Raw genomic sequence first — 14,323 nt, 5'->3', positions numbered from 1 at the left:
ACCCGCCGATGCTAGCGGCAGGCGAACGCCCCTGCCCTCAGCGGGCCTCGATCAGCGCCTTGACCCGGTTCGCCAGCGCATCCATCTCGAAGGGCTTGGTCATCACGTGCATGCCGGGTGCCAGATGGCCGTGGCTCAGCACCGCGTTCTCGGCATAGCCGGTGATGAACAGCACCTTGAGGCCGGCGCGCAGGGTGCGCGCGGCGTCGGCCACCTGGCGGCCGTTCATGCCGCCGGGCAGGCCGACGTCGGTCAGCAGCAGGTCGATGCGCTGGTTCGACTCGAGGATGCGCAGCGCATCGGCGCCGTCGCCGGCCTCGAGCGTGGCATAGCCCAGGCCCTGCATCACCTCCACGATCAGCATGCGCAGCGAGGCCTCGTCGTCGACCACCAGCACGGTGTCGCCACGGTCGGCGCGCGGCGCGGTCTCGACCTGCACGGCCTCGGCGGTGCTCTCCTCCTTGTGGTCGTGGCGCGGCAGGTAGATGCTGACCGAGGTGCCCTGGCCGACCTCGGAATAGATGCGCACCTGCCCGCCCGACTGCTTGGCGAAGCCGTAGATCATCGACAGGCCGAGCCCGGTGCCCATGCCGATGGGCTTGGTGGTGAAGAAGGGATCGAAGGCGCGCGCCACGACCTCCGCGCTCATGCCCACGCCGTTGTCGCTGACCGTGAGCGAGACGTACTGGCCCGCCGGCAGGTCGCGGCCCGGCGCGCTGCGCGCGTCGATCCAGCGGTTGGCGGTCTCGATCACCAGCGTGCCGCCCTCGGGCATGGCGTCGCGCGCGTTGATGCACAGGTTGAGCAGCGCGTTCTCGAGCTGGCTCGGGTCGGCATGCACGTTCCACAGGCCGACGGCGGCCACGGTCTCGAGCGCGATCTCGGGGCCCATGGTCCGGCGCAGCAGGTCCTCCATGCCGCTCACGAGGCGGTTGAGGTTGACCGACTTGGGCTCCAGCGTCTGCCGGCGCGAGAAGGCCAGCAGCCGGTGCGTGAGCGCGGCCGCGCGCTTGACCGCGCCGTGGGCCACGCCGATGTAGCGCTCGAGGTCGGCCTGCCGGCCCTCGAGCCCGCGCCGGCGCATCAGTTCCAGGCTGCCGCCGATGGCGGCCAGCAGGTTGTTGAAGTCGTGCGCGAGGCCGCCCGTGAGCTGGCCCACGGCCTCGAGCTTCTGGCTCTGGCGCAGCTGCTCGCGCGCGGCCTCGAGTTCGGCCGCGCGCTCCTTCTGCTCGGTGATGTCGCGCGCGGCCGAGTAGTTGAGACCGCCATCGGGCACCGCGGTCCACGACAGCCAGCGGTAGCTGCCGTCCTTGGCGCGGTAGCGGTTCTCGAAGCCGCGCGTGCGCTCGCCGCGGGCCAGCCGCGCGAGTTCGGCCTCGGTCGCGGCCAGGTCGTCCGGATGCACCAGCTCGCGGAACGGCATCGCCATCAGCTCCTGGCGGCTCCAGCCGAGCACCGCCTCCCAGGCCGGATTCGCGCTCTCGAAATGGCCCTGGCCGTTGGCCACGCCCAGCAGGTCCTGGCTCAGTTCCCAGGTGCGGTCGCGCTCGCGCGTGCGCACCTCGACCTCGCGCGCCAGCGATTCGGCGAAGGCCTGCAGCTCGAGCTGGGCCTCGCGCCGCGCGATCGCCGAGCGGATGCGCTCGCCGACCTCGCCGATGAAATCGAGCTCGTCGCGCGACCAGGCGCGCGCGCTGCCGTGGTTGAGATAGAGCAGCCCGACCAGCCCGCCGCGCTCGGTCAGCGGCATGTTGACCACGGCGCGCGCGCCGATGCCGTCGAGCGCATCGGCGTTGGCACGCGTGCGCGGATCGTCGTGGGCATCGGCGAAAGCCACCGTCGTGCCCTGGCGCAGGTCGTCGATGTAGCTGCCGTAGTCGCGAAAGTGCAGCGTGCCGGCCAGGCTCTTGACGCCGGGCGCGGTCCAGTCGCGCTCGATCTCGATGGTCTCGGCCGCCTTGTTCACCAGGCCGTAGCCCGCGCGGTCCACCTGCAGCTGCATGCCAAGCATCTGCGAGGCGGTGTAGGCGATCTCGCAGATGCCGTCCATGTCGCGGATGCGGTCGCTGAGCTCGATCAGCGCCAGCCGGCGCGACTCGGCGGCGCCGAAGATCTCGTGGGCCACGCGCAGCTTGGCCTCGGCCGCCTGCTTGGCCTCGCGGTCGGCCGCCTCCTTGAGCGCGCGCTCCATCACCACCGGCAAGCGCGCCAGCCGGCCCTTGCTCACGTAGTCGGTGGCGCCGCGCTTGAGCAGCTCGACCGCGTTGTCCTCGCCGATCACGCCCGAGACGAAGATGAAGGGCGTGAGCGGCGCCACCGCGCGCGCGATCTCCAGCGCATGCGCGCCCGAGAAGCCCGGCAGCTCGTAATCCGACAGGATCAGCTGGTAGCGCGCGCTCTGCAGCGCGCCCGTGAAGCCCTCCTCGTCGCACACCACGGTCACGCGCGCCCCAGGCAGCGCGGCGACCAGCGCCTCGGTCAGCAGTTCGACGTCGAAGCGCGAGTCCTCGAGGACGAGGATGTCGGGGGCCGTCGTGGAAGCCGTGCCGCTACTCATGGCGCCGGGTGGCCTTGAGCGACCCCGGCGGCGGTTCGTTGAGCACGGCCCAGAACACCCCGAGGTCGGCGATCGCCGAGACGAACCGGTCGAAAGCCACCGGCTTGACCACATAGGCGTTGACGCCGAGCTCGTAGCTGCGCAGCACGTCCGACTCCTCCTGCGAGGAGGTCAGCATCACCACCGGGATGCTGCGCAGCGCGGCCGAGGCGCGCACTTCCTGCAGCACCTCGAGCCCGGTCACCTTGGGCAGCTTGAGGTCGAGCAGGATCACGGCCGGATTGCCCTCGGCGCGATCGGCATGCTCGCCCTCGCGCTTGAGATAGTCGAGCGCCTGCGCGCCGTCGCGCAGCACCACCACGTCGTTCGCCAGTTGGCTGCGCTCCAGGGCCACCAGGGTCAGTTCCAGGTCGCGCTTGTCGTCCTCGACCAGCAGGATCGGCTTAAGCATCCTCTTCTCCGTCAGTTGCGTTGCTCGAATTCGTTCCATCCGCCTCCGCGCCCGGCAGCACGAAGCCGAAGCAGGCGCCCGCGCCCAGTTCGCCGCGCGCCCACACCGTGCCGCCATGCCGCTCCACGATCCGCTTCACGTTGGCCAGGCCGATGCCGGTGCCCTCGAACTCCTCGGCCTGGTGCAGCCGCTGGAACACGCCGAACAGCTTGTCGACGTACTTCATCTGGAAGCCCACGCCGTTGTCCTCGACCTCGAGGCCGGTGCCGGCGGCATTGCGCACCGCGCGCACCGTGATCACGGCGGGCTCGCGGGTGCGCGAGTACTTGACCGCGTTGGCCAGCAGGTTGCGCACCGTGACCTGCAGCAGCAGCGGGTCGGCGTACAGCGGCGGCAGGTCTGGCTCGACGCGCCATTCGATGGCGCGCGTGGGCTCGATGCGCACCAGCTCGCGCACCAGCCCCTCGACCAGCGAGGGCGTGTCGACCGCGCGCTTCTGCAGCGCGGCGCGGCCCATGCGCGAGAAGTCGAGCAGCGCATCGACCATCTGCCCCGCGAACGCGGCCGCGTCCTTCACATGCGAGAGATAGCGCCGCGCCCGGTCGGTGAGCTGCTGGCCCTCGGTCTGCGTCACCAGGTCGACATAGCCCGCGATGTGGCGCATCGGCGCGCGCAGGTCGTGCGAGACGGTGTACGAGAAGGCCTCGAGCTCGCGGTTCACGCGGCCCAGCTCGGTCGCCACGGCCGCGAGCTCCTCGGCGCGCCGCAGCACGATGCCGATCAGCGCCTGGCGCAGCTCGACGGCCGCGCCCTGCTCGGCGCCGGTCCAGGGATTGGAGCGCCCGCGGATGTGCTCGACCCAGCTCTGGAAGCTCAGCCGCGGATGCATGCGCCGGCCATCGGGCACCATCGGCTTGCGCGGGTCGCCGGCCCATTGCACGGTCTGCACGATCTCGGGCCGGAACCACAGGATCAGGTGGCGGTGCACCTGCGAGATCGAGATCGCCAGCACGCCGGCCGCGACCGACTGGCAGTCGGCGAAGGGCGCGAAATGCGCGGCCAGCGCGTCGCTTTCGTAGACCTCGACGCCGAGCCCCGCGATCCAGTGCGCGAGCTCCTGGATCTGCGCCTCGGCCGGCACGTCGCCCACGGTCCAGACCGCGTCGTCGAGCACCACGGCCGCGCCGGTGGCGCGCGCCACGCGCAGCAGCAGCGAGCCTTCGTCGACCAGGCGGCGCAGGGTGGCGTCGCTGTCGGCGAGCTGCGACACGGTCTGCAGGGTGAGCTGGCGCAGCTCGAGCCGCTCGGCCACCTCGCCGTGGGTTTCCTTGGCGTCGATCTGCATCGACAGCAGCTGGCCCATGTGCTCGCAGGCCAGCCGGGTCGCGGTGTCGAGGAAGCGCGGGTCGTGGTCGTGGCAGGAGATCAGCCCCCAGAGCCGGCCGCGCACCACGATCGACACCGACATCGAGGCCAGCGTGCCCATGTTGCGCATGTACTCGAGATGGATCGGGGACACGCTGCGCAACTGCGCCTGCGACAGGTCGATGCCGGCCGGCGCCAGTGCCGCGTCGTTCGAGACCAGCGGCACCGGGCTGTAGTTGGCGTCGGCGATCAGCCGGAAGTGATTGACCAGGTAGAGAGCGCGCGCCTGCTGCGGAATGTCGGAGGCCGGGAAGTGGTGGCCGACGTAGCTGTCGTAGCCCGCGTCGGCGGCCTCGGCCAGCACCTCGCCGTGGCCCGCGGCATCGAAGCGGTAGACCAGGCAGCGGCCGAAGCCCGTGAGCTGCTTCATCGCCCGCGCGACCAGGCCGGTGAGCTCGCCCACGTCGACCGCCTGCTGCAGCGCGGGCAGCAGGATGCGGCTCAGCGCGTAGATCGGCGCCTCGTTGCCCGCGGCCGGCTTCGCGGCCTCGAACTCGGCGACCAGGTGCTGTTCGGTGCGGTGCACCGCCACGTCGAGCAGGTGGCCGGCGATGTCGAGCGCGCCCAGCGACACCGGCGAGGCGCCGGGCTGCAGCGCCGGCAACGCCATGGCGCGCAGCACCCGCGCCGCCGCGGCGGCTTCGCCCTCGGGCCAGTTGTCGCTCCAGGCCAGCGGCGCCAGGCCCTCGGGCGCCAGCACCAGCATCCGGCCATGCGGCTGGATCGAGCCCGGCACGCGGATCGGCTCGAGATCGCAACTCGACAGATCGACCGCGTCGACGCTGCCGGGGAGGGATTGCGAGGGCGTGGGGGAAGCTGGCACGTTCGGTGGAAAGGACGAGGCCGGATCGGTCGGCGCGGGGTGGGAGGGGGAATGGATCGAGGTCGGTTCGATCATGCCAGCGGCCTCGGCGGCGTCCTCGTCGGCGGATTCCTACGAGGCATGCAGGTTGGCGTCGCGGCTTGGCGACGGCGCGCTTCCGCCGTCGCGCCCGAGGCCGAAGCACGGCATCAGCGCCTCGAAGCCCGCCACCGCGCCGCGCTGCGCCGACGGCACGGCCGCGCCGTCGCGCAGCGCCTCGCCGAGCTGGGCGACGAAATGGCGCCAGTGCGCGGGCGTGCCGTCCTCGGCGCCCACGGGCGCGAAGTAGCGCATCGGATGCGGCGCGAGCCGCGGGGCCAGCCGCCGGTGCATGACGCTGCCGCCGAGCCGCGAGCCTTCGACCACGTAGGCCAGGCCCCAGGCGAAGCCGGGGTCGGTGGCCTGCGCGGCGAGCGTGCCGGTGTCCGGCAAGGCCGGCAGCGTGGCCGGCCCGGCCGCCTGCGCGTCGCGCAGGTCGAGTTCGAGCGCCTCGAGGCGCAGCGCGAGCTGCCGCGCCACCGCCTCGAGCGCCGCGACGCCCGAGCCGGCGAGCGCGTCGCGCACGGCCGCCAGCCAGGGCCGCAGCGCGCGCAGGTGCTCGGCATAGTCGGCCAGCGTGGCGTCCTCGCCGCCGATGCGCAGCCGGCTGTCGAGCGCATGGTGCAGTTCACGAGTGGCCTCGCGCAGCGGTTGCAGCGCGACCGAAGCCGCCGGTCCGGGTGCCGCCATCAGCGCGCGCCCTGGGCCTCGGCCCCGAGGCCGGCGCAGAACGAGAAGAAGTCGTCGAGCCCGCCCGACTTGTCGAACACCGCGTCGGCGCCGAGTTCGCGCGCCCAGCCCGCGATGTCGTCGGTGCCGTAGTTGGTCAGCACCACCACGCGCTGGCCGGCGCGGCGCTCGCGGTAGCGCTTGACGATGCCCAGGCCCGAGCCCTCCTCGAGGAACAGGTCGACCACCAGCAGTTCCCAGGGCGGATCGCAGGCGTCGAGCCGCTCGATGGCCTCGGCCTCGGTGGCGGCCGTGCCCACCAGCAGGATGTCGGCCTCGTCCTCCATGGCGGCGATGAGGTTGTGGCGGATGAGTGGGTTGTCTTCGACGAGAAAGGTGGAGATCGGCACGATGGGCGACAGCCTCGGTATTTTTTTTCGGATGGCGAGAGCCTACGCGATGGCGCTGAATATCCGGTGAGCGAGAACCATCACCCCGAGTAGGAAATCCGGCCGCCAGGCCCCCCGGACCACGGCAACCGGCGGGCCGGCGGCCGCGCCCGTAAACTCCGGGGCCGGGCCCGCCGCCCGCGCGCCACCCCAGACGGACCGCCATGACCCAGATCTCCCCCGCCCTCGTCTCCGCCTTCGCGCCCAGCGGCACGCTGCGCGCCTCGATCAACCTCGGCAACCCGATCCTGGCCAACAAGCACCCGGTGAGCTACCAGCCGGTGGGCGTGTCGATCGACCTGGCCCACGAGTTCGCGCGCCGCCTGGGCGTGGGCGTCGAATTGGTGGTGTTCGACAAGGCCGCGGCCTCGGTCGACGCCGTCAAGGCCGAGCGCGCCGACATCGGCTTCTTCGCGATCGACCCGGCGCGCAGCGAGGGCCTGCGCTTCACCGCGCCCTATGTGCTGATCGAGGGCAGCTACCTGGTGCTCGACGGCTCGGCGCTGCAGGACAACGCCGAGGTCGACGCCCCCGGCCATCGCATCGGAGTCGGCGCGGGCAGCGCCTACGACCTGTTCCTCACGCGCGAGATCCACCGGGCCGAGCTCGTGCGCGTGCAGGGCGCGCAGGCCGTGCTCTCGGCGCTGCGCGCGGGCCAGGTCGACGTGGCCGCCGGCATCCGTCAGCTGCTCGAGACCGAGGCGCGCCGCTCCTCGGGCGTGCGCCTGCTGCCGGGCCGCTTCATGGTGATCCAGCAGGCCATGGGCACGCCGGCCAGCCGCGGCGCCGAGGCCCAGGCGCTGCTCGCGGCCTTCGTCGAGGAGATGAAGGCCAGCGGCTTCGTGGCCGAGGCGCTGCAGCGCCACGGCATCGAGGGCGCGAGCGTCGCGCCCTAAGAAGCCCGGGACACCCCTTCCGCAAGACCGGCCGCCCGCGGCGCCCGGTCGCGCCGCCACAGCACCAGCCCGCAGCCGAACACCACCACCTGGGTGCCGATCAGCAGCGCGAAGCCCGCGAAGAAGCCCGCCGCCGATCCGCCGCCCGCGCCATGGCCCGCCGCGCCGGCCGACGACAGCGCGCCGATCACGCCGCCCATCAGCACCGGCATGAAGCCGGCCACCAGGCTGCCCACGCCGTTGGTCACGCCGAAGGCGCTGGCCGTGTGCTCGGGCCGCGCGCAGTGCTGCACCGTGCTCGGGATCGCCGGGCTCTGCAGGCCCCAGAAGAAGTTCGCAGCCACCAGGCAGCAGGCCGCCACGTAGGGATCGCGCGCGCTGATCGCCAGCAGCACCGACAGCGCCACGCCCGCGCTGGCGCCCATGAAGATGAAGGGCACGCGCGCGCGGCCCAGCCGGTCGACCAGCACGCCGCCCACGAACACCGCGAGCACGGTCGCGTACTGCGGCAGCGAGGCCAGCCAGCCCATCTCGCGCAGCGAGAAGCCGCGCGCCTCGCGCAGGTAGGTCGGCAGCCAGTTGCTGCTGCCCCAGAGGTAGGCCAGCGCGGCCGAGGTCAGCAGCGTGATCAGGAACAGGTGGCGCGTGTGCAGCGCGCCCTTCACGATGCCGCCCACGCGCGCCATCGCGTCGCCGAAGGACTTCGGCGCTATCGCATCGCCCTGCCCCGCCGGCATGCGCACGAAGGCCAGCACCAGCGGAATGCCCAGCACGATGTTGAGCACGCCCAGCACGTGGAACGAGGTGTCCCAGGCGTACTGCGCGAGCAGCCAGCCCACGAGCGGAAAGCCCAGCGCCAGCCCGAGCCCGGTGCCCATGTTCACGATCGCGTTGGGCTTGCCGTTCTCGTCGCCGCGGAAATGCGCCTTGATGTACGACGAGGCCAGCGAGAACAGCGGCCCTTCCGACACGCCCAGCAGCACGCGCGAGGCCAGCAGCAGCCCGTAGCTGTGGAACAGCGGCGAGGCCCAGGTCACCACGCCCCACAGCACCAGCCCGAAGATCAGGCTGCGCCGCACGCCGAACAGCGCCGAGCAGAACGGCGTGAGCACGAAGGCCGAGATGCCGTAGCCCAGCATGAAGGCCGTCGCGAGGAAGCCCTGGCGCACCCGGTCGTCCGGCGCGAGACCCACGTGGCGCAGGAAGTCGGCGTCGGTGATCAGCACCGCGATGTTGATGCGGTCCACGTAGGAGATCGCGACGATCAGGAACAGCGTGATCACGCCGTACCAGCGGAGGTTCTTGCTCTGGCTTCGCATGGGACTTTCCGGGCGCGTTCGCCCTCTCAGAACATGTGGCGCATGCCGAATTCGGTGCCGCTCGAGGATCGGTTCGGCGCCGTGATCGCGCCCGACAGGGCCGCGGCCGCGCCGTTGCTGTTGCTGATGCGCGCCACGGTCGCATAGAGCGCGGTGCGCTTCGACAGGTTGTGCACGTAGCCCAGCGCGAGCTTCGACGAGGTGGGATTGCGCAGCGCACCGAAGGGCTCGAGCCGGTAGCGCGCGTACGAGCCCTTGATCTCGCCCGGCCCGATCGGCAGGTGGAAGCCGATCAGCGCGCCCTTGGCATCGGTGCTGCCCTTCGATTCGCCGTAGAGCTCGCCCGTGAGCTTGAAATTCATCAGCGACGGGCCGAAGGTGTAGGAGGCGCCGAGGTTGGTCACGCGCAGGTCGCCGCTCGCGTAGCGCGTCCTGCCGGTCGCCAGCGCGATGTTGAAGCCGCCGTCGGCATAGCCCACGCGCAGGCCCGCATGGTTGCCGTCGCGCTTGTTCGACACCAGCGTGCCCGGCAGCACCGAGGTCGATTCGTTCTCGCCCATCGCGTACATCACCTGGCCGTAGAAGCCACCGAGGCCGCCCGGCAGCAGGTAGCCCACGCTGTTGGAAGCGCGCGTGCCGGTCGGCGCCGTGAGGCCGCCCAGCCCCGAGAAGTAGAGCTGGTTGGCGCCGATGCCGCCGCCGGTGCCGAAGGGGTCGTAGATCGCGGTGTTCCAGAACGCCGGCACGTAGTCGCGGCCCAGGCGGATCTCGCCGAAGGGTCCCGCGAGGCTCACGGTGGCGCGGCGGTTGAAGCTCAGCACGCCGGGCGTGCCGTTGCCGCTGGCCTGGTTGTTCGAGTTCGAGGGAAAGCCCAGCGCGCTGTCGTTCTGCAGCCCCATCTCGAGCCAGAAGCCCGCCGACAGGCCGCCGCCGAGGTCCTCGGTGCCGCGGAAGCCGAGGCGACTGAACATGTTGCCGCTGTTCGTGAGCTGCGTCTTGCTGCCCGCGCCGGGCCCGCTGCCGCGCGTGTAGGTGACGGCGGCATCGACCACGCCGAAGATCGTGAGGGAGGATTGGGCCAGCGCTCCGCCAGCCGCGCTGATCGAAACCAGCGTGAGCAAGTACTTTTTCATGGAATGTCTCGGGTGGTTTTCTTCTGGCCTGGGGCCTTGGGGGAATCAGATATCGAGCACCAGGCGCGCGCCCTTGCAGCGCGACACGCAGATCATCATGGTCTTGTTGGCCGCGCGTTCGGCCTTGGTGAGGATGCCGTCGTGGTGGTCGACCTCGCCTTCGATCACGGCCGTCTCGCAGGCGCCGCACACGCCTTCCTTGCAGCTGTGGTCGGGGTCGAGGCCGGCATCGATCAGGCTGTCGAGGATCGACTTGCCCGCGGGCACCTCGACCTCGCGCTTGCTCTTCGCGCAGGCCACCACGCAGCTTTGCGTGGCGGCCGGTGCCTCCACCTGCACGGCGGCGAAGCGCTCGATGTGCACGTTGGCATAGCCCAGTTGCTCGCAGCCGCGCTCGAAGGCATCGAGCATCGGCGTGGGACCGCAGCAGTAGTAGTGGCTGTGGTCGCCGCGCCCGGCCAGCAGCTTCGCGAGATCGGGCGGCGCGCCCTTCTCGTCGTCGAAGTGCCAGCTCAGTTCGATGGCCTTCTCGCGCGCCAGCGCCTCGATGGCCTCGACGAAGGCCGCCTCCTTGCGGCTGCGCGCGCAATAGACCAGCTCGACCGGCCGCCCGAGCGACGCGAGCCGCTGCAGCATGCACCAGATGGGCGTGACGCCGATGCCGCCGGCCACCAGCACCGAGCGCCGAGCGTCCTCCTCGAGCGCGAAGTTGTTGCGCGGCGCCGAGATCGGCAGGGTCATGCCCACGCGCAATTGCTGGTGCACGTAGCGCGAGCCGCCGCGGCTCTTGCGGTCGTTGAGCACGCCCACCACGTAGCGCTGGCGGTCGCTGGCCGGGTTGCACAACGAGTAGCTGCGCACCAGGCCGTTGGGCAGGTGCAGGTCGATGTGCGAGCCGGCCTCGAAGGCGGGAAAGTCCACCGCGGGCGTGGCCGGCCGGAACTCGACACTGACGATGCCGTCGGCCTCGTAGCGCATCGTGTGCACGAGGGCGTTCAGCGTGGGAGAGGACATGGCGATCGCTTCCTCGCTCAGGCGGTGGCTGGCTCGGCCGCTTGCGCGAGCTGCGCCACCGCCAGGTTGCGCATGTGGCGGCGCAGCCGCACGATGCCCAGGTCGTGCTGGTAGAGGTTCTCGTGCTGGTTGGCGTCGGCCTCCATCTCCTCGAGCATCACGCGGTCCTGCTCGAGCACGTGCCAGTGGCGCGCCTCGAGCCGGTTGCGGTAGAGGAAGCGCCAGGTGTCGCGCTGCCAGCCCGGTGCCAGCTTGCGCACGCGCCAGAAGAAGGTGGCGGTCATGCCCTTCACGATCGGCGAGAAGGCGCCCACGATGATGAAGTTGCCGCCGGGGCCGCCGGTCTTCGGATACGGGATCTCCAGCCGCATCCAGTGAATGCCGGTGTCGGCCCATTCGGTCCAGTCGAAGTTGACGTTGCGCTGGCCTTCCTTCTCGAACACGAAGCCGATGTCGGTCGGCCGGATGCCGAACTTGGCGCTCGCGTCGCCCTCGGCCATCGAGTGCGACTGCTTGTGCAGGTAGGTGCCGTGCATCGGGTCCATCACGTTGTCGAGCACGTAGCGGTAGTCGCCCTTCCACTCGGTGTAGCAGAGGAAGCTCGAATACTCGGCGTCGTCGGTCAGTTGCTCGGGCAGAACCAGCGGCGGCGGCGTATCGACCGGCTCCTTCGAGTTGTAGAGGAACACGGCCCCGGCTCGCTCCTGCACGTGGAAGTGGCGCGTGGCTTTCGAGCCCTCGAGCTTGCAGCCCGGGCTGCCGGGCACGCGCGTGACCACGCCGTCGTGCCGCACCTCCACGCCGTGATAGGGGCACGAGAGCCGGTCGCCGAGCACCACGCCCTGCGACAGCGGCGCGCCGCGGTGCGGGCAGCGGTCCTCGAGCGCATGCAGCACGCCCTCGCCGTCGCGCCACAGCGCGAGCTTGCGGCCCAGGCGGCGCAGCGAGACGGGGTTCTCCTTGATGAAGTGCGAGGGGCAGATCGGATACCAGAGGTCCTTGAGGCCGATCTCGAGCAGATGGTCGACCGGGTCGGCCGGAACGGGTTGGATGGCGATGCTCATGGGTGTCTCCTCAGCCGGCCAGCGTGGCCATTTCCTTGCGGTACAGCGCCTCGGTCCAGGCCAGGCCGCCGGGCGTGGCCAGGCCGCTGTCGTTGAGCCGCTGCACCAGGCCCGGCAGGTCGTGGATGCCGTCGGCGAAGGCGCGCTCGATCACGTCGCCCAGCAGGTCTTCGTAGGTGGTGGCCGGGCGCTGGCGCGCCTGGTGCGGTTGCAGGTAGCGGTCTTGTGGCATGGGGTCCTCCGTGGGTGAGGTGGAATTCTTCAAACGGTCGCGGCCATCGCGGGCGTGGCCAGCGGCGCGGTCCAGGCGTCGTAGCCGTAGACCCAGTCGGCGTTGCCGCCCTCGCGCAGCCAGTTGTTGCCGCGCGATCCGAGCTGCACCTGGCTCGCGCGCTCGATGCGGGCGGTCTCGAAGTCGGCCAGCGCGGCGGCGATGCCGTCCATCGCCACGCCCTCGAGATGGCGCGCGAGCACCACCGCGTCCTCGATCGCCATGCCGGCGCCCTGCGCCATGAACGGCAGCATCGGATGCGCGGCATCGCCGATCAGCGCCATGCGGCCGCGCGCCCAGGCGGGCATCGGGTCGCGTTCGTAGAGCGCGGTCTTGAGCACCGTGTCGCAGGCATCGAGCAGCGCGCGCGCCTCGGGGTGGTAGGCCGTGTACTGGGCGCGCAGCTCGTCCACGTCGCCGGGCGCGGTCCAGGATTCGAGCTGCCAGCTGTCCTGCGGCGTGGTCGCGAAGATGAAGATGTCGCGGCCGCGGTTGAGCGGGAAAGTGACGATCTGGCTCTGCGGATTCGGCCCCCACCACTTGGTGAAGGCACCGAGGTTCGGCAGGCCGGCCACGCGCTCGGCCGGCACCACGGCGCGGTAGGCCACGATGCCGGTGAAGCGCGGGCTCTCGGCGCCGAACATCGCGTTGCGCACGCAGGAGTGGATGCCGTCGGCGCCGATCAGCGCGCCCACGCGGGCCTCGCTGCCGTCGGTGAAGGAGATCGACACGCCGCCCTCGTCGGCCGCGATGCGCTCGGCGCGCCTGGCCAATGCCACGCGCTCGGCCGGGAACATCTGGGCCAGCGCGGCCAGCAGGTCGGCGCGGTGGATCGTGAGCTGCGGCGCGCCGTAGCGTGCCTCGGCCGATTCGGCCATCTCGAGGCGCGAGGTCTCCGCGCCGCTGTCGTAGGTGCGGCTGATGCGGTGCGAGGGCCGCGCGGCGGTCACGCGGGCCGCCTCGCCGACGCCGAGGCCGTCGAGCGCGCGCACCGCGTTGGGCGTGAGGTTGATGTCGGCGCCGACGCGCGCGAACTGCTTCGCCTGCTCGAACACGACCACGTCGTGGCCGGCGCGGCGCAGCGCGATGGCGGCGGCCAGGCCGCCGATGCCGGCGCCGACGATGCCGATGGTGGATTCGCTGGTGTTCATGGGTGTGTGTCTCTTCCTTCTTGTTCGCGGCTCACTCGGCCACGATGTTTCGCGCTTTGACGATGCGGGCCCAGACGGCCGTCTCGTCGCGGATGTGGGCGGCGAACTCGGCCGGCTTCATCGCGGCGCCGGTCATGCCCTGCGCCTTCAGGCGCTCGCGCACCTCGGGCTGGGCCAGCATCTCGGCCGCGTCCTTCGCGAGCTGGTCGACCACCGCCGCCGGCGTGCCGCGCGGCGCCATCAGGCCGTACCAGGAGGTCACGGCCACGCCCTGGATGCCCTGCTCCGCCAGGGTGGGGATGTCGGGCGCGGCGGGGCTGCGCACGGCCTCGGTCACGCCGAGCGCGATCAGCTTGCCGTTGCCGATGAACGGCAGGGTCGCGGGTAGGTTGCTGAACATCAGCGGCACCGAGCCACCGAGCACGTCGTTGAGCGCGGGCGGCGTGCCCTTGTAGGGCACGTGCAGCAGGTCGATGCCGGCCTGCTGCTTGAACAGCTCGCCCGCCAGGTGCAGCCCGCTGCCCACGCCCGGCGAGGCATACGACAGCGTGCCAGGCTTGGCCTTGGCCTGCGCCACCAGTTCCTTCACGCTCTTGATGCCCGAGGCCGGCGATGCCACCAGCACGTTGGGCGCCTTGGCCAGCATGGTGATCGGCACGAAGTCCTTCTGCATGTCGAACGGGAAGTTCGGCATCAGCGTGGGATTGATCGTGACGTTGCCGGCCGGGATCACCAGCAGCGTGTGGCCGTCGCCCTTGGCGCGCTTGACCTTCTCCATGCCGATGTTGCCGGCCGCGCCGACCTGGTTGTCGACCACGGCCGCTTGTCCATAGCGCCTGGCGAGGCCGTCGGACAGCACGCGCGCCAGCGTGTCGACCGGCCCGCCGGGCGGGAACGGCGAGACGATGGTGAAGCGCTCGGCGGCCAGTTGCTTGTGCACATCGCTTTGCGCGCTCGCGGGCAAGGCGATGGCGGCCAGCGCCGCGAACAGGAGGGAGACACAGAAGCGTCGTTGCATGGTGA

The 14,323-nt window shown here is 71.2% G+C and carries 13 protein-coding genes; 1 reads left to right on the top strand and 12 read right to left on the bottom strand.

Annotation, left to right across the window (positions count from 1 at the left end):
* Positions 1-37: 37 nt before the first annotated feature.
* The 5 genes from KV106_RS06020 to KV106_RS06000 are packed head-to-tail and all read right to left on the bottom strand — an operon-like array spanning position 38 to position 6,413.
* Positions 38-2,557 (bottom strand): response regulator, encoded by a 2,520-nt coding sequence (locus KV106_RS06020; RefSeq protein WP_261207086.1) that lies wholly within the window; start codon positions 2,555-2,557, stop codon positions 38-40.
* The gene (locus tag KV106_RS06015; protein ID WP_057593082.1) at positions 2,550-3,008 is read right to left on the bottom strand and encodes a response regulator; all 459 of its coding nucleotides are present in this window, start codon (positions 3,006-3,008) and stop codon (positions 2,550-2,552) included. Before KV106_RS06015 ends, KV106_RS06020 begins: the two co-directional genes overlap by 8 nt.
* Positions 3,001-5,331: an ATP-binding protein gene (locus KV106_RS06010; RefSeq protein ID WP_261207081.1), complete on the bottom strand. Its 2,331-nt coding sequence runs from the start codon at positions 5,329-5,331 to the stop codon at positions 3,001-3,003. The genes KV106_RS06015 and KV106_RS06010 overlap by 8 nt, the downstream gene beginning before the upstream one ends.
* 36 nt (positions 5,332-5,367) lie before the next feature.
* Positions 5,368-6,024 carry a biliverdin-producing heme oxygenase gene (locus tag KV106_RS06005; protein ID WP_261207079.1) on the bottom strand — a complete coding sequence of 219 codons (657 nt, stop codon included), beginning with the start codon at positions 6,022-6,024 and terminating at the stop codon, positions 5,368-5,370.
* A complete protein-coding gene (locus KV106_RS06000; protein ID WP_057597945.1) occupies positions 6,024-6,413 on the bottom strand; it encodes a response regulator in 390 nt (129 codons plus the stop codon). The genes KV106_RS06005 and KV106_RS06000 overlap by 1 nt, the downstream gene beginning before the upstream one ends.
* A gap of 203 nt (positions 6,414-6,616) precedes the next feature.
* Here KV106_RS06000 and KV106_RS05995 point away from each other — a divergent pair, with 203 nt between their 5' ends.
* A complete protein-coding gene (locus KV106_RS05995; RefSeq protein WP_057595695.1) occupies positions 6,617-7,348 on the top strand; it encodes an ABC transporter substrate-binding protein in 732 nt (243 codons plus the stop codon).
* Here KV106_RS05995 and KV106_RS05990 read toward each other — a convergent pair.
* The 7 genes from KV106_RS05990 to KV106_RS05960 are packed head-to-tail and all read right to left on the bottom strand — an operon-like array spanning position 7,345 to position 14,318.
* Positions 7,345-8,667, bottom strand: a complete 1,323-nt coding sequence (locus KV106_RS05990) for an MFS transporter (protein WP_261207075.1) — start codon at positions 8,665-8,667, stop codon at positions 7,345-7,347. The genes KV106_RS05995 and KV106_RS05990 overlap by 4 nt on opposite strands.
* 26 nt (positions 8,668-8,693) lie before the next feature.
* Complete coding sequence (locus tag KV106_RS05985; protein WP_261207073.1) at positions 8,694-9,800, bottom strand: porin; 1,107 nt, start codon at positions 9,798-9,800, stop codon at positions 8,694-8,696.
* A 45-nt stretch (positions 9,801-9,845) separates the two neighbouring features.
* Entirely contained in the window at positions 9,846-10,814 is a 969-nt protein-coding gene (locus KV106_RS05980) for a PDR/VanB family oxidoreductase (protein ID WP_261207071.1), read from the bottom strand.
* Between the two features lie 17 nt (positions 10,815-10,831).
* A complete protein-coding gene (locus KV106_RS05975; RefSeq protein ID WP_261207069.1) occupies positions 10,832-11,878 on the bottom strand; it encodes an aromatic ring-hydroxylating oxygenase subunit alpha in 1,047 nt (348 codons plus the stop codon).
* A gap of 10 nt (positions 11,879-11,888) precedes the next feature.
* Entirely contained in the window at positions 11,889-12,110 is a 222-nt protein-coding gene (locus KV106_RS05970; protein ID WP_057595700.1) for a recombinase-like helix-turn-helix domain-containing protein, read from the bottom strand.
* Positions 12,111-12,139: 29 nt separating this feature from the next.
* Positions 12,140-13,300 carry an FAD-dependent monooxygenase gene (locus tag KV106_RS05965; protein ID WP_261207067.1) on the bottom strand — a complete coding sequence of 387 codons (1,161 nt, stop codon included), beginning with the start codon at positions 13,298-13,300 and terminating at the stop codon, positions 12,140-12,142.
* Between the two features lie 31 nt (positions 13,301-13,331).
* Positions 13,332-14,318: a Bug family tripartite tricarboxylate transporter substrate binding protein gene (locus KV106_RS05960; RefSeq protein ID WP_082322008.1), complete on the bottom strand. Its 987-nt coding sequence runs from the start codon at positions 14,316-14,318 to the stop codon at positions 13,332-13,334.
* Positions 14,319-14,323: the final 5 nt, after the last annotated feature.

Origin of the sequence: Variovorax endophyticus (assembly GCF_025376855.1) — a bacterium.
GTDB lineage: Bacteria > Pseudomonadota > Gammaproteobacteria > Burkholderiales > Burkholderiaceae_C > Variovorax.
This window is presented reverse-complemented; position numbering and strand designations above follow the sequence as displayed.

Bases quoted from the DNA above. Each gene is read 5' to 3' on its own strand.
- KV106_RS06020 (WP_261207086.1), bottom strand. From the start codon at position 2,557: ATGAGTAGCGGCACGGCTTCCACGACGGCCCCCGACATCCTCGTCCTC.
- KV106_RS06015 (WP_057593082.1), bottom strand. From the start codon at position 3,008: ATGCTTAAGCCGATCCTGCTGGTCGAGGACGACAAGCGCGACCTGGAA.
- KV106_RS06010 (WP_261207081.1), bottom strand. From the start codon at position 5,331: ATGATCGAACCGACCTCGATCCATTCCCCCTCCCACCCCGCGCCGACC.
- KV106_RS06005 (WP_261207079.1), bottom strand. From the start codon at position 6,024: ATGGCGGCACCCGGACCGGCGGCTTCGGTCGCGCTGCAACCGCTGCGC.
- KV106_RS05995 (WP_057595695.1), top strand. From the start codon at position 6,617: ATGACCCAGATCTCCCCCGCCCTCGTCTCCGCCTTCGCGCCCAGCGGC.
- KV106_RS05990 (WP_261207075.1), bottom strand. From the start codon at position 8,667: ATGCGAAGCCAGAGCAAGAACCTCCGCTGGTACGGCGTGATCACGCTG.
- KV106_RS05985 (WP_261207073.1), bottom strand. From the start codon at position 9,800: ATGAAAAAGTACTTGCTCACGCTGGTTTCGATCAGCGCGGCTGGCGGA.
- KV106_RS05980 (WP_261207071.1), bottom strand. From the start codon at position 10,814: ATGTCCTCTCCCACGCTGAACGCCCTCGTGCACACGATGCGCTACGAG.
- KV106_RS05975 (WP_261207069.1), bottom strand. From the start codon at position 11,878: ATGAGCATCGCCATCCAACCCGTTCCGGCCGACCCGGTCGACCATCTG.
- KV106_RS05970 (WP_057595700.1), bottom strand. From the start codon at position 12,110: ATGCCACAAGACCGCTACCTGCAACCGCACCAGGCGCGCCAGCGCCCG.
- KV106_RS05965 (WP_261207067.1), bottom strand. From the start codon at position 13,300: ATGAACACCAGCGAATCCACCATCGGCATCGTCGGCGCCGGCATCGGC.
- KV106_RS05960 (WP_082322008.1), bottom strand. From the start codon at position 14,318: ATGCAACGACGCTTCTGTGTCTCCCTCCTGTTCGCGGCGCTGGCCGCC.